Raw genomic sequence first — 23,069 nt, 5'->3', positions numbered from 1 at the left:
TTTTTAGCCCTTCGCCAACAGGCGGCGGGCGATGATCAGGCGCATGATCTCGTTGGTGCCCTCCAGAATCTGGTGCACCCGAACGTCGCGGACGTAGCGTTCCAGCGGGTATTCGCGGATGTAGCCGTAGCCACCGTGCAGTTGCAGCGCCTCGTTGCAAACTTGGAATCCCACGTCGGTCGCGAAGCGTTTGGCCATGGCGCACCAGGTGGTGGCCTCCGGGTCGCCGGCGTCCAGGGCTGCCGCCGCGCGGTGCACCATCAGGCGCGCGGCCTCCAGCTCTGTCGCCATGTCGGCCAGCCGGAACTGCAGGGCCTGGAAATCCGCCAGCTTGCGGCCGAAGGCCTCGCGCTCGCCCATGTAGCGGGTGGCGAGGTCCAGGCAGGCCCGCGCCCCACCCAGGGAGCAGGAGGCGATGTTGATGCGGCCGCCGTCCAGGCCCTTCATGGCGATGCCGAAGCCCGCACCCTCCTCCCCCAGCCGGTTCTCCACCGGCACCCGGCACTCCTCGAAAATCACCTGGGCGGTGGGCTGGCAGTTCCAGCCCATCTTCTTCTCTTTCTTGCCGAAGCTGAGGCCGGGCGTGCCCTTCTCCACCACCAAGGCTGAGATGCCCTTGGGACCAGGCCCACCGGTGCGCACCATGACGACGTACAGGTCCGAAACGCCAGCGCCGGAGATGAATGCCTTGGATCCGTTCAGCACGTAGTGGTCACCGTCGCGCACCGCCTTGGTCCGCAAAGCGGCGGCATCGGAGCCGGAGCCAGGTTCGGTCAGGCAGTAGCTGGCCACCCGGTCCATGGTCATCAGGCCCGGCAGGTACTTCGCCCTAATTGTATCGTTTCCGAAACGATCGATCATCCACGCCGCCATGTTGTGGATGGACAGGAAGGCCGAGGTGGCGACGCAGCCGGCCGACAGCTCCTCGAACAACAGGGCCGCGTCCAGGCGGGTGAGGCCGGAGCCGCCATGTTCCTCCCCGCAATAGAGCCCACCCATGCCCAGGGCTGCCGCGGCGCGCAGCGCGTCGAGGGGGAAGATCTCCTTTTCATCCCACTCGGCGGCGTGCGGCGCCAGATGCTCGGCGGCGAAGTCCCGCGCCATGTCACGGAACGCCGCCTGCTCCTCGGTCAGGTTGAAGTCCATGGGCCCTATCCTCCCTGTTCTTGGTTTTACGCGGCCCGGCCTCAGGCCATGTTCAGCATGATGGTCTTCTTGTGGGTGAAGTGTTCCAGCATGGCCTCCAGCGTCGCCTCCTTGCCAAGGCCGGAGGACTTCACGCCGCCGTAGGACAGGTTGGGCTGCACCACCAGGTTCTGGTTCACCTGCACCAGGCCGGCCTGCAGACGCTGGGTGGCGTCCAGCGCCGTCTTCAGGTCGCGCGTCCAGATGGTGGCGGCCAGGCCGAACTCGCTGTCGTTCGCCTGGGCGATCACGTCCTCATAGTCCGTGAAGCGGATGACGCAGGTGACCGGCCCGAAGATCTCCTCCCGCGCAAGGCGGCTGTCGTTGGTCATGCCGGTGAAGATGACGGGGCGGACGTACAGGCCCTTGGCCAGGGCGGCATCCGTGGGCAGGGCGGAGCATTCATGAGCGGTGGCGCCGGGGGTGCGCTTGCCCTCGGCGATGTAGCCCTGGACGCGGTCGAACTGCTGCGGCGAGACGATGGTGCCGATGTCCGTCCTCTCATCCAGCGGGTCGCCCATGACCATGGCATCCACCTTGGCCTTCAGCGCCGTGACGAAGGCGTCGTGCAGGCTGTCGTGCACGAAGATGCGGCTGGCGGCGGTGCAGCTCTGCCCCTGGCGGGTGAAACGCATGCCGGTGATGGCGCCCGCCACCGCCTGGTTCAGGTCGGCGTCGCCCATGACGATCATGGGGCTCTTGCCGCCCAACTCCAGCGTCACCGGGATCAGCTTGTCGGCCGCCGTGCGGCTGACGATGCGGCCGGTTTCGACCGAGCCGGTGAACGTGACCTTGGCCACCTTGGGATGGGCCACCAGGGGCGCACCGCACTCGGGGCCGAAACCGGACAGGATGTTCAGCACGCCGGCCGGCAGCACCTGGGCCATAATTTGGCAGGCACGCAGCACGGCGAACGGCGCCTCTTCCGCCGACTTCACCACCACGGTGTTGCCCGCCACCAGCGCCGGCGCGATCTTCAGCGCCATCAGCATCATGGGCACGTTCCAGGGAATGATGGCGCCCACCACGCCCAGGGGCTCACGCACCGTCAAGGTCAGCATCTTGGGATTGAAGGGTACGGTCTCCCCCTTCAGCTCACCGCCCAGACCGCCGAAGAAGGTGAAGGCGTCGGCCAGCACGCCGGCCTCGACCCGGCTTTCCGTGCGCAGAGCCTTGCCCGTCTCCAGCGCCACCAAACGGGCCAGTTCTTCGGTGTGGGCGGTCAGCAGGCGGCCGCATTCCGCCACCAGCCGGCCGCGCTCCCGCGCCGGCAGGGCCTTCCACGGTACGCCCGCCTCGACGGCAGCGGCCACGGCGGCATCCACGTCGGCGGCCTCGCCATAGCCGGCGCGGCCCATGACCTCACCCTTGGCCGGGTTGACCACGTCGAAGGTCTTGCCCGAGGCCGAGGGCACCAGGCGCCCGCCGATCAGGTGCTTTCCTGACAGCTCGGCCGCCAGGGCATAGGAATCCAGTTGCGGGGCCAGCGGGGCGGCGGTGGTGCTCATGGGGATTCACTCCTGTTTATTCTGTGTGCGGTTCCGGCTGGACCTAGGACCCGCGTGCCGCTGAAGACATGGCATGGCCCTGCGCGGATCGCCATTATCCGGGCGGGGAGCTTGGCGACATAGGTAGCAAGTACGCGAAACGGCTGTGCAAGAATGCGCAAACGCGACGCCCCGGTCCTGGGAAAAATGGCACATGGCCCTCGGGGGACCTACCGGGGTAGGGGCGAGGGGGCAATCATGTAACGCCATTAAAATTTGTTACCGCTAACAAAAGTCACTTGACGACACAGCCGGATATAAATATTATTTATCCCAAGCGAACGGTCCTATGAGATCGATCGACCAAGATGGGGGACGAAACACCCGAAGACGCGGCATCGCCCACTGGGCGTGCGGCGGGTTGGCCCGACGGCCACCACTTCCCGTTTTCCCATCGCCCGAGTTTCGCCGGCCCTGTCGGCACATCGCATCTGGCAAGTCCTGCAGAGGCCCGCTCATGGTCCGGCAGGGGTTACCCGATGGCCCTGAGAGAACCCTCCCGTTCCCAGGGTCTTATCTCCCCAAGCCGGGGCGCGCGTCGCCCCGGCTTCTTTTTTTATCCCCATCCGGACCGGCGCGAAGTTCCTGATTCCCTGGACGCTTTTCCTGCGCCAGGATGCGGGCTGGGAAAACCTGGGAGACTTCGACAATCATGCGTAGGCATCCGCTTGCCACCGCCGCCCTGGCCGTGGCCTTTTGCGCGCTGTCCGTCGCGACCGGAACCGTCGCGGGTGCCACAGCGCCAGCCGGCGACATCAACCTGGCGGCGCAGACCATCCCGGCCGCCGTCGGCACCGATCCCGCCCCCGATTCCCAGCACCCCGCCCGCATGGCGGTGCTGCACATCCCCACCGGCGGCCGCACCGGCCATCCGGTGGAGATCAACGGCGTCGCCTATCTGGCGGCGGGTGCCGGACCCCACCCCACCCTGCTGTTGCTGCACGGCCTGCCGGGCAACGAGAAGAACCTGGACCTGGCCCAGGCGGTGCGCCGCGCCGGCTGGAACGTGGTGACCATGAACTATCGCGGATCCTGGGGCAGCCCCGGCAGCTTCCGCTTCGCCAACAATCCGGAGGACGCAGCGGCGGCCCTGGCCTACCTGCGCGATCCGGCCCATGCGCAGGAACTGGGTGTCGATATCGGGCGCCTGGTCATCGCCGGACACAGCATGGGCGCCTGGACGGCCGCCCATGCCGCGGCCAAGGATGGCAAGCTGGCCGGTCTGATCCTGATTTCCATGGGGGACATTGGCGTCATCGCCCACCTGCCCCATGACAAGCTGGTGGCGCTGGCCGCCGACAATCGCGAGTCGCTGGCCGGTGTCACGCCGGAAAGCATGGCCAAGGACATCGAGAGCCATGCCGACGCCTTCGCCACCGCCCCGCTGACCGCCCGCCTCACGGACACGCCCCTGCTGGCCCTGACATCCGACGACGGGCTGGCCAGCCACACCGACGCCCTGGTGGCCGGCATCCGCGCCCACGGCGGCACCCGGATCAGCACCGCCCACGCCGCCACCGACCATGGCTGGTCCGACCACCGTATCGCGCTGGAGGCGGCGGTGATCAACTGGCTGCAGAAGTTGGGGAACTGAACCAGCGCGAGCCGAAGCCGTCACACATAAGGATCCACCGTCCCCATGTGGTCCTGGACGTAGCGGCGGATGCCTTCCTCCAGCTCGGTGAAGGGGCGATCGTAGCCGGCGGCGCGCAGGCGGGTCATGTTCGCCTGGGTGTAATACTGGTACTTGCCCTTCAGATGGTCGGGCATGGGGATGTAGTCGATGCGGGGCGGCAGGCCCGCGGCGGCGAACAGGGCATGCGCCAGGTCGTTCCAGCTGCGCGCCTTGCCGGTGCCCAGGTTGAACAGGCCGCTGACGCCCGGGTTGTCATAGAGCCACAGCATGACATCGACCGTATCGCCCACCCAGACGAAGTCGCGCAGCTGGCCGCCATCGGCGTAGTCCGCCCGGTCGCTGGCGAACAGCCGGGCCGGTTCGCCCCCCGTGATCTGGGGATAAAGCTTGGCCGGGACGGAGCGCATGCCGCCCTTGTGGTACTCGTTGGGGCCATAGACATTGAAGAACTTCAGGCCCACATGCTGCGGCGGCCTGGGCGCCCCTTGGTCCAGGGCGGCGCGCACCCGGCGGTCCAGCAGGTGCTTGGACCAACCATAGGGGTTCAGCGGCCGCAGACGCGCCAGCGCCCCGGCCGAGGAATCATCGTCAAATCCCTGGGCGCCGTCGCCGTATGTCGCGGCGGAGGAGGCGTAGATAAGCCGCACGCCCGTGACGGCGCACCACGACCAAAGGTCCAGCGTCAGCCGGAAGTTGTTCTCCACCACCCGGTCTGCATCCGTCTCGGTGGTGGCCGATATGGCGCCCATGTGGAAGATGACCTTTACCGCGTCGCCGTGGCGCTCCAGGAATTCCGGCAGCTGTTCCGGCGTGACCAAGTCATGCAGGTTGCGCTTGGCGATGTTGCGCCACTTGTCCCCCTGGCGCAGCCGATCGACCACGACGAGGGGGCCCAGGCCCCGCTGTTCCAGGCCGGCCACCAGATTGGACCCGATGAAGCCGGCGCCGCCGGTCACGATGATCATGGACTGCTGCTTCCCGTAAAAATCCGTGCCGGACCCTGGTGTCGAGGCCGACACGGCCTTGATAGGGGGCCACGTCCCCCGGGGCAAGCCGCCCCAACGCACGCCAGAGGGGCGACCGGGTCAGCCCGTCACGCGGATGCGCTTGGCGATGCCGGTGGTGCTTTGGTTGGGCACCAGCTCCACCAGGGCCACGCGGCCGCCGTGGGCCTGGACGACGTCGGCGCCCACCACCTGGTCGATGGTGTAATCGGCACCCTTGATCAGCACGTCGGGCATCACCTCGGTGATCAGCGCCAGGGGCGTGTCGTCCTCGAACAGGGCGACGGCGTCGACCGAGCCGAAAGCCGCCAGCACGATGGCCCGCGACCGCTCGTCCTGGATGGGCCGCTCGGGCCCCTTCAGGCGGCGCACCGACGCGTCGGAGTTGAGGCCGACGATCAGGCGGTCGCAGGTGGCGCGCGCGGCGGCCAGCAGCTGGACATGGCCGGGATGGATCAGGTCGAAGCAGCCGTTGGTAAAGCCCACCTTCAGGCCCCGGCGGCGCCAGCGGGCGATCTGCTCCCGCAGTTCCGCCCCGCCCAGCACCTTGGACAGGTTCTGGCGGTCGTCCTGTTCGGCCAGGGCGTGCAGCAGTTCCGCCGGGCTGACCACGGCCGTGCCCACCTTGGCCACCACCAGGCCGGCGGCGACGTTGGCCAGTTCCACCGCCTCGGCGATGTCCGCCCCCGTCGCCAGCGCGGTGGCGATGACGGACACCACGGTGTCGCCGGCACCGGAAACGTCAAAGACCTCCTTGGCCTCGGCCTGCACGTTCAGGGACGTGCCGTCGCCCCGGACCAGGGTCATGCCCTCCTCACTGCGGGTAACCAGCATGCCCTCGATGCCATGGTCGCGCATCAGGGTGGCGGCGGCGCCCACGATCTCTTCCGTGGTCCTGGGATTGTGCCCCACGGCCAGCGCCAGTTCCGCCCGGTTGGGCGTGACCAGGGTGGCGCCGCGATAGATGGAATAGTCGGCGCTCTTGGGATCGACGATCACCGGCTTGCCGGCCTCGCGCGCCAGGGCGATCAGCTCCTTCAGCACCGGCGGCGTGAACACGCCCTTGCCGTAGTCGGACAGGATGACGACGTCGACGCCGGACAGGTGCGCGGCCATGGCCGTCACCAGGCCGCGGTGCGTATCCTCCGCCACCGCCTCCTCACTGTCCCAGTCGGAGCGCAGCAGGTGGTGGCCATCGGCCACGAAGCGCGTCTTTTCCGAGGTGCGGCGCCGGGGATCCACCTGTAGGATGGAGGCGACCTGCGCGTCGGCCGCCACCAGCTGACTGACGCGCACGCCAGCGGCATCGCCACCGATGACGCCGCCGAACACCACGTGGCCGCCTAGCGCCGTGATGTTGCGCACCACGTTGCCCGCACCGCCCAGCATCACGTCCTCATGCGCGTTGCGCAGCACGGGCACCGGCGCCTCCGGCGAAATGCGCCCCACCTTGCCGCGCACGAAACGGTCCAGCATGACATCGCCGATGACCATGACCCGGCCCCCCGCCAGGCCTTCCACCGTGGAACTCAAACCGACGAAGCGGCTCATGGCTTCCCCATCCCAGATCAAACAACAGGCCACAGATGATCCGCGCAGCTTAGCACACCGCCCGTGGCGGAGGGCAACCGGCCGCACCCCTCATCCCCGGCGGGTCAGGCCGACGCCGCCCAGGGCCAAGGCGAAGCCGGCCAGTTGCAGCGGCGTCAGTGTTTCGTGGAACAGGAAGAAGGCCTCCAGCGCCGCCAGCGGCGGGACCAGCAGCAGCAGCGCCGTGGCGCGCGTGGCCTCGCCATGGCGCACCATCCACACCAGCAGGGAGATGCCGATGACCGAGGGCCCCAGGACAGCCCAGGCCAGCGCCGTCCACAACACCGGATGCGGATCCCAGTGCGGCGTGCCCACGGTCAGGAACAGCAGGCAGACCACGCCCAGGGCGCCCAGGTTCTGCAGCGCGCCGGCCGGGCGCAGGTCATCCCCGGCCACGGAGGATTTCTGCAGCAGGGTGCCGATGGTGATGGACAGGACGCTGAGCACGGCCAGGGCGGCGCCCAGCGGCGGCAAACCACCCGACCCCGCCCCGGCCGCCGCGTGCAGGGCCAGCTTCGGCGCCAGCACGCAGGCGACGCCGGCGAAGCCGATGGCCAAGCCCAGCCAGGCCAGGCGGCTGAGCCGCTGACGGAACACCAGGGTGGTGATGAGGGCGGTGAACAGGGGCTGCAAGGCACCCATCAGCGCCATGATGCCGGCGGCTAGCCCCTGGGCGATGGCCCAGTAGGAGAAGCCGATATAGACGCCCTGCATCAGGGCGCCGGCCAGCAGGTGCAGGCGCGCCGCCCGGCCACGCGGCCAGGAAACGCCAGCCGTCAGCGTGGCACCGGTGAAGAGCAGCGCCGTCAGGCCGAAGCGCGCCACCAGGAACAGTTGCACGTCGGCATAGGGCAGCACCGCCCGCCCCACCAGGAAGCCGGTGGACCAGATGAGGATGAACAGCCAGGGGGCGCCCCACCCCAGCAGGCGGTCCCTAAGGGCGGCGGACTCGGCACCCCTCACGGCAAAGCCGCCGCCAGGGCGCGGATATGATCGGGCCCGATGCCGCAACAGCCCCCGACGATGGCGGCGCCGGCATCCACCCAGCGCCGTGCCCAGTCCAGGTAGCTGGCGGGCGTCAGGTCGGCGCGCAGCTCATCCAGGCCGTCGTTGGCGGTGGCTTCCTTGGGCTGCGGGGGGAAGGCGTTGGCGTACACGCCCAAGGGCAATGGCGCGCCGGCGGCGGCGGCCCGGGCCGCGACCAGCGCCGGCCCCATGACCTCGGGCTGGCTGCAATTGAACAGCAGGGCCGCGGCCCCCAGGGCCAGCGCCGCCTCGGTGGCATGGGTTACCGACTCGCCCCCGCGCAGGCGGGGATGGATGGCCGCATCGGCCGCCTCATCCTCCAGCGTGAAGGACAGCCACAGCGGCTTGGCCTCACCCTTCCCCAAGGCGCCCTCCAAGGCCGCGCGCACAGCCCGCACCTCCGCCACCGCGCTTTGGGTTTCCGCCAGCCAAAGGTCGACATGCGGCGCCAGGCCATCTACCAACGGGGCCAGCAGATCCGCCGCACGGGCCGCATCGAACAGGTCGGCGCGGTAGGAACCGAACAGCGGCGGCAGGGATCCGGCGACGCGGGCGCCGGCCTTGGCGTCCGCCGCCTGTCGGGCCAGCCGTCCGGCAAGGGAGGCCAGGGCCCCGCCCTGCGCGGCGAACCTTTCCTCCCCGATATGGAAGGGCACCAGGGCATAGCTGTTGCTGGTGACGATATCGGCGCCGGCATCCAGGAAGGCGTCATGGGCCCGGCGCACATAATCAGGCGCCTCGATCAGCGCCAGGGCCGACCATTCCGGCTGGCGGAAGGGCGCGCCCATGCGCTGCAATTCCCGTCCCATGCCACCGTCCAGCAGGATCGCGCGCCGCCCCATCTCACCCCTCCCTCATCCAAGCTGTCACCGTCACACCCCATCCAGCGCCAGCACGGCGAAGCTGGCCAGCCAATGTTCGCCCATATAGTCGGATTCCAGGTGCGGCAGGGCATCGGCCAGGTGCACGTCGGCCGCCGCCCGCGCCTGCACCGCCACCGGATCGGCCGGGTCCAGCTGGGCGGCGATGGCACGCCAGCACCAGGCGCGGCTGAGGTTCAGGCCATCCAGGTGCGCGATGGTGCCGTCGCTGCGGTCGCTGACCGTGGCCGGGGTGAACAGGGTGCGTGGTTGGCCATCCGCCACGCCGGGCAGCAGGCGGGCGAACCAGGCGCGGAACTCCGCACGCGGCAGCACGGCCGCCATGGCGACGGCGGCGGTCAGCACCGGCGACAGGAAATCGGTACCCGACGGTTCCCACACCTGGGCATCGGCATCACCGCCGTACCAGGCCCGAGCCGTTTGGGCGATCAGGTCGGCCAGACCGTCGTCGCCCCGGCGACGGGCATAGGCCATGGACAGGGTCAGGGCAAAGGCGGTGTTGATGTGCAGGCCGGTGCGCACCGGGTACGTCGCCTTGGGCAGATAGGCCTTCAGCCGGCCCACGATCTCCGCCGTCAGGGGCGCCAGCGCCGTGGCCCAGGCCGTCCCCACGGCGCCCATGCCGGTGCGCCGCAGCTCGGCCGCCAGCAGCAGGTACCAGGCCCAGCCGTAGGGCCGTTCGAAGGTGCCGGTGTTGGGCCGCTGGAAATAGGCCAGTTCGCCCGCGACCTTTTCCGGGGTGTAGCTGTCGGCGAACAGGGCGCGGATGCGGTCGGCCACCGGGCTGCCGGGAAACAGCCGCAGGGTGCGGGCCAGCAGCCAGTGGCCATGGACGCAGGAATGCCAGTCCAGGCTGCCAAAGAAGATGGGGTGCATGGCACGCGGCGTCCGCGCGTCCTCCGGCCCGTTCAGAAAATGGGTGATGACATTGGGGTATTCACGGGTGACGTGGCCCAGCGCGATCTCGGCGAACCGGACAGCGTGGGCCTCGCTGAGGCCGGGAAAAGCGGAATCGGTCATTTGGGGAAACCCAGGATTTGGATCAGCAGGGTGTTGGCCACCAGGACCAGCAGGGCCGTCGGCACCTGCGCCCGGATGACCGCGTTGCGGTCCGGCAACTCCAGCAGGGCGGCCGGGACGATGTTGAAATTGGCGGCCATGGGCGTCATCAGCGTGCCGCAGAAGCCCGACAGCATGCCGATGGCGGAGATGACGGCCGGGTCGCCGCCGAAGCGGCCCACCAACAGCGGCAGGGCGATGCCCGAGGTCATGACCGGAAAGGCGGCGAAGGCGTTGCCCATCAGGATGGTCAGCAGCGCCATGCCGCCGGTGTAGGCGCAGACCAAGGGGAAGCGGTGGTCCAGGGTAAGGTACTGGCCCACCAGCGCGGCGACGGCGTCACCCACCTTGGCCAGCGCGAAGATGCCGCCCAGGGCCGCCAGCACCTGCGGCAGGATGGCGGCCCAGCCCACCAGTTCCACGAGGCGCCGGGCGTCACGCAGGGGGGTGCCCAAACGCTGCCGGGTGTACAGGACCGTCGCCGCCAGCGCCGCCACGATGCCCAGCGCCAGCCAGATCAGCGTGCCCTGCTTGGGGTCCACCAGCGGCCGGCCGTTCCAGGTCAGGGCCGGGCCCCAGATCGTGCCCGCCAGGGCGATGACGGGCGGCAGGAACAGGACGGGAAACAGCCAATAGCCCCAGTGCCGAGCCTGCGCCTCCCGTTCCGCCCTTGGCGCCTCCGCCTCCGTCCCCCGGCCCATGAGGCCGAAGCCACCCAGGATGGCCAAGGCCAGAACCAGGGTGCCGTTGCCCAGATCCCCCAGGTAATCGCCGGCCAAAAAGCTGAGCGCCAGCAGGGCCCAGAACAGGCTGGCGCCGAGGCGCCGGGGATTGCCGGCATCACGCGCCGAGCGCCAGGCGATGGCGGCGAACATCAGACCGGCCAGGTCATAGGCGACGCTGATGCCGATCATGACGCCACCGCCCCTTTTCCAGCTTTCAGCCGGCGGTCCAGCAGCAGCAGGCGGGCGCCGTGGATCACCACGGCCACGAGGGCGGTGGGGATGGCCCAGACCGAAACGTCCAAGGGGCTGACCTCGATGCCGTTGGCGGCCAGGTAGCCCTTGATCAGGATGACGGAGCCGATGGCGACGAAGATGTCCTCGCTGAAGAACAGGGCGATGTTCTCCGCCGCCGCCGCGTGGGCCCGCACCAGCGTGCGCTCCGCCGGGGCCAGGGGGCGGCCCAGGTTTTCCTCCGCCACCGCCTCGCCCATGGGCGCCAGCACGGGGCGCACCGTCTGGGCATGGCCGCTGAGATCCTTGGCGCCCAGGGCCGCCAGCACCTGCCGCAGGATGAAGAACACCAGATAGGTGCGCCCCACCGTCGCGGCCTTCAGGCCGCCGATCAGGCGCTGCGCCTGCACCTGGATGCCCAGGCGTTCCAGCAGGCCGATCAGGGGCAGGAACAGGTAGACCAGGCAGATGTAGCGGTTGGCATTGAACAGGCGGCCGAAGGCGGCGACGATCTCCAGCACGCCCATGCCCGCGGCAAGGCCGGTGCCGAAGGCCGCCGCCACCGCGACCAGCAGCGGGTTCAGGCGGGCGGCGAAGCCGGCGGCGACGATGGCGATGCCGACCAGGCTGAGCATCAGGCGTCGCCCTCGCCCGCCTTGCCATAGCCGCCACCGCCCGGTGTCTTGACCAGGATGGCGTCACCGGGGTTCATGGCGACGGTATCGGTGGCGGCCAGCACCTGGACCGTGCCGTCGGCCCGGTGCACCTCCGTCACCCCCGGCGCCCCCGCCTCGCCGCCAGCCAGGCCGAAGGGCGGCACGCGGCGGCGGTTGGACAGGATGGCGGCGGTCATGGGCGCACGGAAGCGGATCAGCCGCTCCACCCCATCACCGCCGCGATGGCGCCCGGCCCCGCCGGAGCCGCGGCGGATGCCGAAGCGTTCCACCAGCACCGGGTAGCGCACCTCCATCACCTCGGGATCGGTCAGGCGGCTGTTGGTCATGTGCGTCTGCACCGCACTGGTGCCGTCGAAATCGGCCCCGGCGCCGGAGCCGCCGCAGATGGTCTCGTAATATTGGCGGGCGTCGTCGCCGAAGGTGAAGTTGTTCATGGTGCCCTGGGCACCGGCCATGACGCCCAGCGCCCCGTAGAGCGCGTCCACCACCACCTGGCTGGTCTCCACATTCCCGGCCACCACCGCCGCCGGATAGGCGGGGTTCAGCAGGCAGCCAGCCGGGACCTTGAGCACGATGGGCTTCAGGCATCCCTCGTTCATCGGGATCTCGTCATCCACCAGGGTCCGGAAGACGTAGAGCACGGCGGCGCGGCAAACGCTGAGCGGCGCGTTGAAGTTGGTCTCCAGCTGCGGACTGGTGCCGGTGAAGTCCACCACCGCCCGGCGCGCCCGCCGGTCCACGGTGACGGCCACCTGAATGACGGCGCCGTTGTCCATCTCATAGCGGAAGGTGCCGTCCTTCAGCACGTCGATGACGCGGCGCACCGCCTCCTCGGCGTTGTCCTGCATGTGGGCCATGTAGGCCTCGACCACGTCGCGGCCGAACTGCGCCACCATCCCGGCCATCTCCTCCGCCCCCTTGGCGCAGGCGGCCACCTGGGCGCGCAGGTCGCCGATGTTCTGGTCGGGATTGCGGGCGGGATAGCGGCCGCTCGCCAGCAGGGCCCGCGTCTCTTCCTCCAAAAACCGGCCGCCCTCCACCAGCAGGAAATTGTCGATCAGCACGCCCTCATCCTCCACGGTGCGGCTGTCGGGTGGCATGGAGCCGGGCGTGATTCCGCCGATGTCGCCCTGGTGGCCCCGCGCGGCGACGAAGACCAGCAGGCTGCCGTCGTTGTCGAACACCGGCATGACCACGGTGACGTCGGGCAGGTGGGTGCCGCCGTTGTAAGGCGCGTTCAGCATGTAGACGTCGCCGGGCCGCATGCCCCGGCCATCCTTGGACCGCGCCTCGACGATGGCCCGCACGCTGTCACCCATGGAGCCCAGGTGCACCGGCATGTGCGGGGCGTTGGCGATCAGCCCGCCGTTACGGTCGAACAGGGCGCAGGAGAAATCCAGCCGTTCCTTGATGTTGACCGAATAGGCGGTGTTCTGCAGGGCGTAGCCCATCTGCTCCGCCACCGCCGTGAACAGGTTGTTGAACACCTCCAGCATCACCGGATCCACGGTGGTGCCGATGGCGGTGCGGGGCGCCAGGGCCACCACCCGTTCCAAGACCAGGTTGGCATGGCCGTCCACCCGGGCGCGCCAGCCGGGCTCGATCACCGTGGTGGCCGTGGCTTCGCGGATCAGGGCGGGGCCGTTCACCTCATGACCGGGCGCCAGGTCGGCGCGGTCATAGACAGGAGTGCCGGCCTCGGCACCCGCCATATAGGTGCGGACCTCGGCCAAGGGCCGTGGTGCGCCGGTGGCCGCGTCCCCCGCCGCGGCCGTGATGCTGCCCCGGCCGGGATGGCCGATGGCCTCGGCCGCCAGGGCCTCCACCACCACGGCCTTGCCCGGGGCGGTGAAGCCGAAGCGGCGCTGGTGGGCGTCGGCGAAGGCGGCGGCCAATGCCGCGGCGTCCCCGAATGGCACGGCCAGGCTGGTGTCGGTGCCGGCGTACTTCAGCCGGGCGGTCAGTTCGACCTCCACCTGCGCGACGGGCACATCCTGGGCGGTCAGCGCCGCCTTGGCCTCCCGCGCCAGGGCGTCGGCCGGTGTGGTGAGATCCAGGCCCGCCGACAGCGGCTGTTCCACCGTGCGGTCGCGGATGACGCGGAGGTCGGCCAGGCCCATGCCATAGGCCGACAGCACCCCGGCGAAGGGATGGATCATCACCCGCTTCATACCCAGGGCGTCGGCCACCAGGCAGGCGTGCTGCCCCCCGGCGCCGCCGAAGCAGGCCAGCGTGTACTGGGCCACGTCATAGCCACGCTGGACGGAAATTTCCTTGATGGCCTTGGCCATCTTCTCCACCGCGATGGTGATGAACCCTTCCGCCAGCTGATAGGGCGTGCGTTCCTCCCCCGTGGCCGCCTTGACCTCGGCGGCCAAGGCGTGGAAACGGGCCGCGACGGCGTCCAGGTCCAGCGGCTGGTCGGCGCCGGGCCCGAAGACGTGGGGGAAGAAGGCCGGCTGGATCTTGCCCAGCATCAGGTTGCAGTCGGTGACGGCCAGGGGCCCGCCCCGGCGGTAGCAGATGGGGCCGGGCACCGCCCCCGCCGATTCCGGGCCGACGCGGAAGCGCGAACCGTCAAAGGTGCAGACGCTGCCGCCACCGGCCGCCACGGTGTGGATGTTCATCATGGGCGCGCACAGGCGCACACCGGCCACCATGGTCTCATACGTGCGTTCGTACGTGCCGGCGTAGTGGGACACATCCGTGGAGGTGCCGCCCATGTCGAAGCCGATGACCCTGTCGAACCCGGCCTCCACCGCCGTGCTGACCATGCCAACGATGCCGCCGGCCGGGCCGGACAGCACGGCGTCCTTGCCCTGGAAAAGCCGCGCGTCCACCAAGCCGCCGTTCGACTGCATGAACAGCAGCCGTGTATCACCCTCATCGTCCTTCAGCGCGCCCGATACCTGGTCGACGTAGCGTCGCAGCACCGGCGACAGATAGGCGTCCACCACCGTGGTGTCGCCCCGGCGCACCAGCTTGATCAGCCGGCTGGTCTCATGGCTGACCGACACCTGGGTGTAGCCGATGGCGCGGGCGATGGCGGCCACACGCCTTTCATGATCGTCGAAGCGGTAGCCGTGCATCAGCACGATGGCCACGGCGCGATAGCCGGCGTCATAGGCGGCCCGCAGGTCACGGCGGGTCGCCTGCTCATCCAGGGGCGTCAGGATGGCGCCGTCGGCGTCCACCCGCTCCGCCACCTCGACCACGCGGGTGTAGAGGGCATCGGGCAGGCTGATGTGACGGTCGAACAGGCGCGGGCGCGCCTGATAGCCGATGCGCAAGGCATCGGCATGGCCCCGGGTGATGGCCAGCACCAGGGGCTCGCCCTTGCGCTCCAGCAGGGCGTTGGTGGCGACGGTGGTGCCGATCTTCACAGCATCGATGTCGGCGGGGAAGTCGGAATGGTCCGCCAGCAGGGCGCGGATGCCGGCGACCGCCGCATCCTGGTATTGCTCAGGATTTTCCGACAGCAGCTTGGCGGTCAGCAGCCGGCCGTCGGGCCGGCGGGCGACGACATCGGTGAAGGTGCCGCCGCGATCGACCCAGAATTCCCAGCCGGATCCGCCTGCCTCCGGACGCACTGCCGCCATGTCCCGTCTTTCTTGATGCCTGATACTGCCGGCGCCACCCTACATCGCGCCCGCCGTCCAGGCCAAGCCGGGCTTACTTCGCCCGCTGGGCCTTCTTGAAGACGCTGGGCGTGCCGACGTACAGCAGCACCGCTTCCTGGTCCGTGCGGTTTTCCACCGTGTGCTTCATGCGGGCATCGAAATGCATGCTGTCGCCGGCCTTCAGGGTGGTGCGGGTGTTGCCGGCCGTGGCGTACAGCTCACCTGACAGGACGTAGCGGAAGTGTTCGCCGTTACGGGTGTCCACCGGGAAGGTGTGGCCCGGCGGGATCCTCATCAGGATGATGTCCAGCTTGCGGTCATCCAGGTCCGACGCCAGGTCGATGTACTGGACGGGGCTGTCCACCTCGATGATGTTGGGCTTGGCGGCGCGGTGCACGATGGTGCCGGTGTTGGGCACCTGCATGAAAAAGGAGATGTCGACCTCCAGCGCCTCAGCCAGCGCCAGCAAGGACACCAGCGAGGGGACGCTGAGGTTGCGCTCCGCCTGGCTGATGAACGGCGCCGACAGGCCGGAGCGATCGGCCAGCTGCTGCAGCGTCAGGCCCATGTCCTTGCGACGCTTGCGGATTTGCTCCCCGATAGGCATGGACGGCTTTTTGGCCCGGGTACTCAAAATCTGCATTGGGACTCCTCGACCTTCCTCAACGGGCCGACACCAGGAGATACCCGGCCGCCCCCACCTCCTCCTGAAACGCTAGGCCCCATTCCGCAACCGTTGGATCGGTCCCGGCCCTTTATTCGCACGCGCACCGTCTGCCGGGGCCCCACCCGCGCATGCCCCCCGCACCCGCATGATGCGTTGGGGCCGGTCAAAAAATTTGAATCAGAAAATTTTGCGTTGCCACCATAGGATAATTTTGTTCCATGTCCACCACCGGAACCTGGGGCCTGCATTGCGCAGAAGTCCACCGTCCTGGACATTTTATTGCGCACACCCCCGGCCCGCGCAGGGCCGGGGGTGGCAGTTCCATCAGCTGCGCGGGGTCAGCAAATCATCCAGGCGCGCCGGCGTGCCCTCCACCCGTTCCAGGTGCGGATAGCGCAGGCCGTCGTGGTAGTCGATGCGCACGGTGCGATAGCGGTCGCCGTTCTTCACGATCAGTTCCACCGCCGGGCCCTGGCCCTTGGCCGCCGTCACCGCCGCCTTCATGCGGTCGGCGTCGTAGGCGACGCCGTTGACCGCCACCACGCTGGTTCCCACGGTCAGGCCCGTCTTAAAGGCCGGGCCGTTCCACTGGACGCTGGTCAGCATGCCGGCCTTGTCCAGGGCCAAGCCCAGGGAATAGGTCAGGTTCAGGGAACCCGGCGCCTCGTTGGCGCGGCTGGCCTCGGACAGCGGCTGGTCGGTGTAGACCAGCTTGTAGCCGCCCCGCGCCAGGCCATCCATGGGGGCTGACTGGTGGGTGTCCAAGCGGGTGCGCAGGAAGGTCGCCCAGTCATAGGGCTCCACCTGGTTCAGCGTCTTGACCACATCGTCGAAGGTGTAAGTGGCCGGAACGTAGCTGCCGTCGTTGATGCCGAAGAAGGCCTTGGCGAAATCATCCAGGCTGCGCTTGCCGGCCGACCGCTCGCGGATCAGGCTGTCGGCGTCCAGCCAGATCAGCTGGCCTTCGATGTAGTAATCCTCGGCGCGCTGCCAGCTGATCCACGGCGCCGGGCGGCGCATGGCGACGGTGGGGCCATTGGTGGTGTCGGCCAGGTCGCGCCAGGCACGGCCCGCGCGGGTTTCCAGCGTTGCGGCCACGCCGGCCAGGTTGTCCAGCGCCTGCTGCCGGGTGGTCAGGCCGGCGCGCGCGGCCAGCACCCAGCCCCAGAACTGCGTCTGGCCCTCATACACCCACAGGCCGCTGTCGCGCATGGGCACGTTGAAATTGGGCGTCCAAAGGTCCGCCGGGCGGCGGTACTTGCCATTCCAGGAATGGGTGTATTCGTGCGACAGCAGTTCATGCCCCGCCGACTTGTTCCAGTCGGTGAAGTACGTCGGCGTGGTGCCGTTCTCGCTGGAGCGGTGATGTTCCAGGCCGATGTGGCCCAGCTTGTCGCTGAGCGCCAGCAGCATCTCGTAATGGTCGTAATGGCGGGCGCCGAACAGCTTGTCCGCCTGGACCACCAGGTTGCGGTGGAAGGCGATCTGGTCGGGCGTCGCCTCCAGCAACTCAGGCCGGTCGGCGACGATGTTCAGGTGCATGGGTGAGCGCCCGCCCGGGTCCAGGTCCAGCCGGCGGTAGTAGCGGCCGGCGAACATGGGGCTGTCCACCAGGGTTTCGAAGGGCACGGTCTTGAAGGTGGTGACGCCGTCCTTGCCCGCCTCCTTGGCCACGTCCAGGGCGGTACCGAAGCCCCAGCCCTCCGGCAGCTTCACGCTGGCCTCCACCGGGATGCGGCGGGTGAAGTAGCCGGCGGGATAGAGGGCCACCGCGTTCCACTGCACGTTCGTCATGTCGGGCGTCATGACGATGCGCCCCTGGTTGTCGGCGGTGGGGGAGACGAACTGGAATTCCATCTCCAGCGACGTGGCACCCTTGGGCACGTCGACGTGGAAGCCATAGACCTCCACCGGGTCGCGTTCCCATTCCACCCGCTGGCCGTCGGCGGCCCCACCCTTGGCATGGATGATCAGGCCGGCCAGCTTGTCGATGGCCCCGGTGGGGGAGTGGTTGCCGGGCAGCCACTTCGGGTACAGCAGGGTCATGGGGCCGGGGCCCTTCACCGGCACCGATTCCTTCACCCAAAAAATGCGACGCTCGGTATCGGTGGCATCGACCTGCAGCCGGATGGTGCCGGGATAGGCCACGTCCTGCGGCTCGGGTATGGGGGCCGCGGCGGGATACGGCTGCGGCAGAACCTCATCAGCCCGGACCGGCACGGCCGACAGCGGGCTCATCAGGGCGGTACCGGCCGCCAGCACGGCGGCCAGGGACAGGACGGAAGACTTCACGGACATCAAACCCCATCTTGTTGGCCCGCCCCGCGCAGGCATGTTGGCATGGGCCAAATCTTAGCTTAGCCCTTCAATTCATATGTAAAAATCTTGCATTGTTTCTTTAATAATTTGAACGGCGAAATTTTTGATACGCCGCGCCCCCGTGCCGGCGGCGTCAGTCCAGCAGGCCGTCCAGGCTGGTTTCCACGTCGGCGTAACCTTTGCTGGCAAGGACGATGGGCCGCTCATCCCGCAAGCGGTCCTCATAGGTCGACTCGATACGATCATCCGACCAGCCCCGGCGCCGGTATTCCGCGTGAAAGCGCGCCCGTCGGCCCGCCTCGTCCGTGGCGACGTACAGGCGGCGCGTGGCCAGGGCCCGCCAGGCGGGCTGTGTCAGCGCGGGCACGCCCTCGACGATCAGGATGTCGTCCGGCCCCAGCACAACCTCCTCGCGGCCGGGGTGGCTGGTCTGGGTCAGCACGTCATAGCGCGGCGGGGTGATGGCCGTGCCCCGGTTCGTCACGGCGGCCAGCGCCTGGCCCGCCGCCTCCAAATCATAGCGGCCCAGGACACCCACGCCCCGCCGGTCGTGGGATTTCAGCCAACTGTCCAGGCCCAGCACCACGGCCCGGCGGCCCCGCTGACCCAGGCGCAAGGACAGGCACTGCGCCAGCAGGCTCTTGCCCGCGCGGGCAAGGCCGCCGACCAGCACCACATCGCCCGGCCCAATACCGGCGGCCAGGCCGTCGAGATGCGCCGACAGCCCCGGCCAGACATCCAGGATGAAGCGCACGGCATCGGCCAGGTCGTCGACAACGACGTGCGGCTGTGCCGGGCTTTTGCCGTCGCGCCCGCCATGACCGTCGCGCACCAGGATGCCGCCCATGCCGCAGGTCCGCGCCAGGCCCATGTCGCTGGAGCTGTCGCCGACCACCCACGACCGCGCGATGTCGATGTTCAGGTCGGCCGCCGCCGCGTGGACCATGCCCGGCTTGGGCTTGCGGCAATCACAACGGACCAGCAGCGACGGCACCCCCCCGGGCAGGGTGGGGTCGGGATGATGCGGGCAGAAATAGATCCGATCGACGTAGGCCCCATCGGCACCCAAGCCGGTTTCCAGGCGGGCGTGGATGGCGTCCAGCGTTTCCAGGCTGCACAGGCCCCGCGCCACCGCCGCCTGGTTGGTCACCACCGGGGTGCGGAACCCCGCCCGGTTCAGCCGCGCCAAGGCCGGCGCGGCACCGGGAATCAGGTCCAGCGCCGCCACACTGTTGACGCTGCCCTTCTCCACGTTCAGCACGCCGTCGCGGTCCAGGAACACGGCGGGCTGGGGTGAGCGCAGCGACAGGCGGTCGGGCAGACCGGCGGCCACGTCCGCCCGCGCCTGATCCAGGTCGCCGGCCGAGCCGACGCGGCGAACATATTCCGGGCTGAGATAGCTCTGCACCGGGCGGCCCGCCCGCAACAGGCGATCCACAAGCGGCCGGCCCCGCAGGTCGCCACCGGCCAGCGCCGACCACGCCACGACGTAAGGGCCTGGCCATGCCTGGTTATGGAAATCATCCACGTGCGGCGGGGCATGAACGCCCAGCACCCGGCCATCCTCCGCCCTGTCGACCAGGTCGGCGTCCGCCATATTGTCGCTGGCCCGCAGCAGCAGGGTGGCGTCAGCACCCTGGCCGCGGTGATGGTCCAGCAGGCGATCCAGGTCCACGTCCAGCAGGACGTCGCCAGGCAGGACCACCATGGTCCCGGCCTCCCCGGCCGCCTCCCCCGCCCTGGGAGCCGCCCGCACCGCCAGGCCCCAGCGGGCGCCATCGCCGCAGTACTGGGCGACGGCGGCCGAACCGCTCAGCACCAGCACGTCGCGCAGGGCGGACCGGGCGATCATCGCCAGCTGCCGGCCCAGCAAGGGCGTACCGGCGATGTCGGTCAGGGCGGGAGTGTCGCCGTCGCCCGCAAGAATGACCACCTGGGCCAACTCCGTCCCCCATCTCTCACTCATCACCCGCCAGCGGCGGGTTGCCACCATAGGAGGCGGGGGACCGCCGGCGCAATAACCGCGACCGGCGGAACCGAACAGCCGCCTTGGCACTTCTGCTGGGGTTGTGGGCGGCCCACCCGGACCGCCCGACCCATCCCCGTCATGAGGAGTTGCCATCATGAGGACCCTGACCGGCAAGGCGGCCGCCGCCTCCGCCCTGTGCCTGATGCTGTTCACCCCCGCCATCGCCACCCAGGCGTCGGCGCAGGATTCCGTGGGCGACAAGGCCAAGTCCATGGGCGAGAAGACCGGCGCCAATTCCGTCCTAGGCGTCACCCCGCGCACGGAGGACTTCGTGAAGGAAGTCGCCATCAGCGACATGTTCGAAATCCAGTCCAGCGAGCTGGCGCAGCAGAAGGGTGACGAGGCCACCAAGTCCTTCGCCAACCAGATGATCCAGGCGCACCAGAAGACGTCCACGGAGCTGAAGACCATCGTCACCGGCGGCACCGTGCAGGCGACCATCCCCACGGCACTGGACAACGCCCACCAGAAGAAGCTGGACAAGCTGAAGGGCCTGAGCGGCGCCGACTTCGTGAAGCAGTACCGCGAGGACCAGGTGAGTGCCCACAAGGACGCGGACTCGGCCTTCCAGCGCTATGCCAAGGGCGGCGACAACGCGGCCCTCAAGGACTGGGCCGCCAAGACCGAACCCACCATCGCCTCGCATCTGGAAATGGCCAAGACCCTGGACAAGACGAAGTAAATCTCGGGACCACGGGCAAAAGAGGGGCGGTCCTGATGGGCCGCCCTTTTTTCACGCCATCGCCGCCACCAGAAGGCTGGCGGTGGCGGGGTTGCAGGCGAAGGGCAGGTCGGCCAGCGTTGCCAGGCGCAGCAGGGCCTTCACGTCCACGTCGTGCGGCAGGGTGCCCAGCGGGTCGACGAAGAAGATCATGATGTCGAGCTTACCCTCGACGATCATGGCGCCGATCTGCTGGTCGCCGCCCAGGGGGCCGCTGCGCAGGCGGGTCATGTCCAGGCCGTCGATGACCTCCGCCACCCGGGTGCCGGTGGAGGATGTCGCGAAGATCTTGCCCGCCCGCAGGAAGTCGGCATGGGCCAGGGCCCAATCGACCATCGCCTGCTTCTTGCCGTCATGGGCGATCAGCCCGATGGCCAGCCTGCCATTTTCACGACTGGCGTCTTCACGCATCCTGCAGACTCCGGATTTTCAGACGGGATCTCACGAGGCCGCGGCCTTGCCCTCGGCCTCCTCGCCCTGCGACAGCAGGTCCAGCGCCTCTTGCATCAGGTAGCGCATGGCGGCCTCCGCCCGGGGGGGATCGCCCGCGAGGATGGCCTCGGCCACCGCGTTGTGGTCGGCCACGCTGGCAAGCCTCACGCCCTTGTACTGGTTGGTGCGCCGGATGCTGAAACGCAGGGCGGTGTCGATCAGTTCCCGCAGTTGCAGGTAAAAGCGGTTGCCGCTGGCCTTCAGGATGGCGACGTGGAAGTTGATGTCCGTGGTCAGGGGGTCATCCTCCCCCCGCTCGGCCGCATACATGCGGTCGATGGCCACCTTGATGGCGGCCTTCTCCGCCGGTGTCGCCCGGGCGGCGGCCAACTGGGCGGCAAGTGGTTCCACGGCCAGGCGGATCTCGGTGAATTCGGCCAGCAGCGGCAGGGAGAACTTGCGCTCCAGAATCCAGCGCAGGACGTCGGGGTCCAGCAGGCTCCAGCTTTCCTCAGGCTCCACCCAGGTCCCCTGGCGGGGGCGGGCGCGCAGCAGACCCTTGGCCGTCAGCATCTTCACCGCCTCGCGCAGCACGCTGCGGCTGGCGCCGTAATGCTTGCAGAGGTCGGCCTCGATGGGGAAGGGCTTGTCGGCGCTGTAGGTCCCGGTAACGATCGCGGCCCCCAGATCCTGGACGATGGCGAACGTCAGGTTTTGGCCGCGAAACTTGGCAATCATCCCTTCCCCCACATTATTCCTCACAACTACTTATATCCCTGCCGAGGCCAATTTGAACGCACTATCGACCAGGCCGCGCACGCCGATGGTACCGATATCATATACGAACAGGGTGCCGGCATTGGGATCGGCCGCGATCTCCGCCGCCGTCATGCCTTCGCGCGCCGTGGTCACGAACAGTAGGGTCAGGTCCGGGCCGCCGAAGGCGACGCAGCTGACGCGGGCCGTGGGCACGGGAATGGCGCCGGACACGCTTCCATCCGGGGCGTAGCGCACCACCTGCGACGCCCCCCACTGCGCGCTCCACAGGTGGCCAGCGGCGTCGATATTGGCGCCGTCGGGGTAGGCCCCCTCTTCCGTCGTCACGAAAACGCGTTCATTCGACGGCGTGCCGGTGGCCGGATCGTAATCGAAGGCGCGAATCCGGCGGGTGGGGCCGTCGGTGTAGTACATGCGCGTGCCGTCCGGGCTCCAGCACAGGCTGTTGGAGATGAGGGCGCCATGCACCAGGGGCGTGGCCCGGTCCCGCCCGTCCAGGCGGTAGAGCGCGCCGGCCAGCGACTTGGCCGCCCGCGCCGCCTCATCCTCCACCATCGTGCCGGCCCAGAAGCGGCCCTGGCGGTCCACCCGGCCGTCGTTGAAGCGAACGCCCGCGGGCAGGTCCTGCCGCGCCAGCCATTCGACGTGGCCGGTGCGCGGAGTGAACAGGGCGAAACCGCTTTCGAAGGCCACCACCAGGCGGCCGGGGTCACCCTCGATCAGGCCGAAGGAGCAGACGCGTTCCGGGGCCGCGAAGGTTTCCACCGCGCGGCTGGCCCAGTTGAGCCGGTGCAGACGGCGTTCGTGGATGTCCGTCCACCACAGCGACTGGTCACGTTCATCCCAGGTGACCCCTTCGCCCAGGGTATTGCCCAGGGCGAAGGTGGCGACCAGCGGGGCATCGAGCACCGGATGGGCGTTCAGCGGACGGGCGTTCGTCATT

18 protein-coding genes are annotated in these 23,069 nt (G+C 68.9%); 2 read left to right on the top strand and 16 right to left on the bottom strand.

Annotation, left to right across the window (positions count from 1 at the left end):
* Positions 1–3: 3 nt before the first annotated feature.
* Positions 4–1,146 carry an isobutyryl-CoA dehydrogenase gene (locus tag FBZ87_RS23450; protein WP_145613014.1) on the bottom strand — a complete coding sequence of 381 codons (1,143 nt, stop codon included), beginning with the start codon at positions 1,144–1,146 and terminating at the stop codon, positions 4–6.
* A 41-nt stretch (positions 1,147–1,187) separates the two neighbouring features.
* Positions 1,188–2,693 carry an aldehyde dehydrogenase family protein gene (locus FBZ87_RS23445; protein ID WP_145613013.1) on the bottom strand — a complete coding sequence of 502 codons (1,506 nt, stop codon included), beginning with the start codon at positions 2,691–2,693 and terminating at the stop codon, positions 1,188–1,190.
* A gap of 691 nt (positions 2,694–3,384) precedes the next feature.
* Between FBZ87_RS23445 and FBZ87_RS23440 the strand changes: the two genes are divergently transcribed.
* Positions 3,385–4,326 carry an alpha/beta hydrolase family protein gene (locus FBZ87_RS23440; RefSeq protein ID WP_211107134.1) on the top strand — a complete coding sequence of 314 codons (942 nt, stop codon included), beginning with the start codon at positions 3,385–3,387 and terminating at the stop codon, positions 4,324–4,326.
* Positions 4,327–4,346: 20 nt separating this feature from the next.
* Here the strand turns inward: FBZ87_RS23440 and rfaD are convergent, their stop codons facing one another.
* From rfaD to FBZ87_RS23385, 11 genes are all read right to left on the bottom strand, one after another.
* Positions 4,347–5,333: an ADP-glyceromanno-heptose 6-epimerase gene (gene rfaD / locus FBZ87_RS23435; RefSeq protein WP_145613012.1), complete on the bottom strand. Its 987-nt coding sequence runs from the start codon at positions 5,331–5,333 to the stop codon at positions 4,347–4,349.
* Positions 5,334–5,453: 120 nt separating this feature from the next.
* Complete coding sequence (rfaE1, locus tag FBZ87_RS23430; protein WP_145613011.1) at positions 5,454–6,923, bottom strand: D-glycero-beta-D-manno-heptose-7-phosphate kinase; 1,470 nt, start codon at positions 6,921–6,923, stop codon at positions 5,454–5,456.
* A 90-nt stretch (positions 6,924–7,013) separates the two neighbouring features.
* Positions 7,014–7,925 (bottom strand): DMT family transporter, encoded by a 912-nt coding sequence (locus FBZ87_RS23425; RefSeq protein ID WP_211107132.1) that lies wholly within the window; start codon positions 7,923–7,925, stop codon positions 7,014–7,016.
* The gene (locus tag FBZ87_RS23420; protein ID WP_145613010.1) at positions 7,922–8,830 is read right to left on the bottom strand and encodes a homocysteine S-methyltransferase family protein; all 909 of its coding nucleotides are present in this window, start codon (positions 8,828–8,830) and stop codon (positions 7,922–7,924) included. Before FBZ87_RS23420 ends, FBZ87_RS23425 begins: the two co-directional genes overlap by 4 nt.
* 30 nt (positions 8,831–8,860) lie before the next feature.
* Positions 8,861–9,889, bottom strand: a complete 1,029-nt coding sequence (locus FBZ87_RS23415) for a DUF2891 domain-containing protein (protein WP_145613009.1) — start codon at positions 9,887–9,889, stop codon at positions 8,861–8,863.
* Complete coding sequence (locus FBZ87_RS23410; RefSeq protein ID WP_186454944.1) at positions 9,886–10,842, bottom strand: DUF979 domain-containing protein; 957 nt, start codon at positions 10,840–10,842, stop codon at positions 9,886–9,888. The genes FBZ87_RS23415 and FBZ87_RS23410 overlap by 4 nt, the downstream gene beginning before the upstream one ends.
* Complete coding sequence (locus FBZ87_RS23405; protein WP_145613008.1) at positions 10,839–11,519, bottom strand: DUF969 domain-containing protein; 681 nt, start codon at positions 11,517–11,519, stop codon at positions 10,839–10,841. Before FBZ87_RS23405 ends, FBZ87_RS23410 begins: the two co-directional genes overlap by 4 nt.
* A complete protein-coding gene (locus tag FBZ87_RS23400) occupies positions 11,519–15,160 on the bottom strand; it encodes a hydantoinase B/oxoprolinase family protein (protein ID WP_145613007.1) in 3,642 nt (1,213 codons plus the stop codon). The genes FBZ87_RS23405 and FBZ87_RS23400 overlap by 1 nt, the downstream gene beginning before the upstream one ends.
* A gap of 73 nt (positions 15,161–15,233) precedes the next feature.
* Positions 15,234–15,788 carry a helix-turn-helix domain-containing protein gene (locus tag FBZ87_RS23395; RefSeq protein ID WP_246134552.1) on the bottom strand — a complete coding sequence of 185 codons (555 nt, stop codon included), beginning with the start codon at positions 15,786–15,788 and terminating at the stop codon, positions 15,234–15,236.
* Between the two features lie 384 nt (positions 15,789–16,172).
* Positions 16,173–18,146, bottom strand: a complete 1,974-nt coding sequence (locus tag FBZ87_RS23390) for a M61 family metallopeptidase (RefSeq protein ID WP_211107126.1) — start codon at positions 18,144–18,146, stop codon at positions 16,173–16,175.
* Positions 18,147–18,300: 154 nt separating this feature from the next.
* Positions 18,301–20,133, bottom strand: a complete 1,833-nt coding sequence (locus tag FBZ87_RS23385; RefSeq protein WP_145613005.1) for an HAD-IIIA family hydrolase — start codon at positions 20,131–20,133, stop codon at positions 18,301–18,303.
* Positions 20,134–20,290: 157 nt separating this feature from the next.
* Between FBZ87_RS23385 and FBZ87_RS23380 the strand changes: the two genes are divergently transcribed.
* Positions 20,291–20,878, top strand: a complete 588-nt coding sequence (locus tag FBZ87_RS23380) for a DUF4142 domain-containing protein (RefSeq protein WP_246134551.1) — start codon at positions 20,291–20,293, stop codon at positions 20,876–20,878.
* A 51-nt stretch (positions 20,879–20,929) separates the two neighbouring features.
* Here FBZ87_RS23380 and FBZ87_RS23375 read toward each other — a convergent pair whose 3' ends face one another.
* From FBZ87_RS23375 to FBZ87_RS23365, 3 genes are read right to left on the bottom strand one after another with little or no spacing between them, the layout of a single operon-like run.
* On the bottom strand, positions 20,930–21,328 hold the full coding sequence (locus FBZ87_RS23375; protein WP_145613004.1) for a methylglyoxal synthase: 399 nt from the start codon (positions 21,326–21,328) through the stop codon (positions 20,930–20,932).
* Positions 21,329–21,358: 30 nt separating this feature from the next.
* Positions 21,359–22,087: a FadR/GntR family transcriptional regulator gene (locus FBZ87_RS23370; RefSeq protein ID WP_044562306.1), complete on the bottom strand. Its 729-nt coding sequence runs from the start codon at positions 22,085–22,087 to the stop codon at positions 21,359–21,361.
* 30 nt (positions 22,088–22,117) lie between these two features.
* Positions 22,118–23,068 carry an SMP-30/gluconolactonase/LRE family protein gene (locus tag FBZ87_RS23365; RefSeq protein WP_145613003.1) on the bottom strand — a complete coding sequence of 317 codons (951 nt, stop codon included), beginning with the start codon at positions 23,066–23,068 and terminating at the stop codon, positions 22,118–22,120.
* Position 23,069: the final 1 nt, after the last annotated feature.

Origin of the sequence: Nitrospirillum amazonense (genome assembly GCF_007828035.1) — a bacterium.
GTDB classification, from domain to species: Bacteria; Pseudomonadota; Alphaproteobacteria; order Azospirillales; family Azospirillaceae; genus Nitrospirillum; species Nitrospirillum amazonense.
The sequence above is the reverse complement of the archived record's forward strand: the minus strand, read 5'-3'. Positions and strand labels throughout refer to the sequence as shown.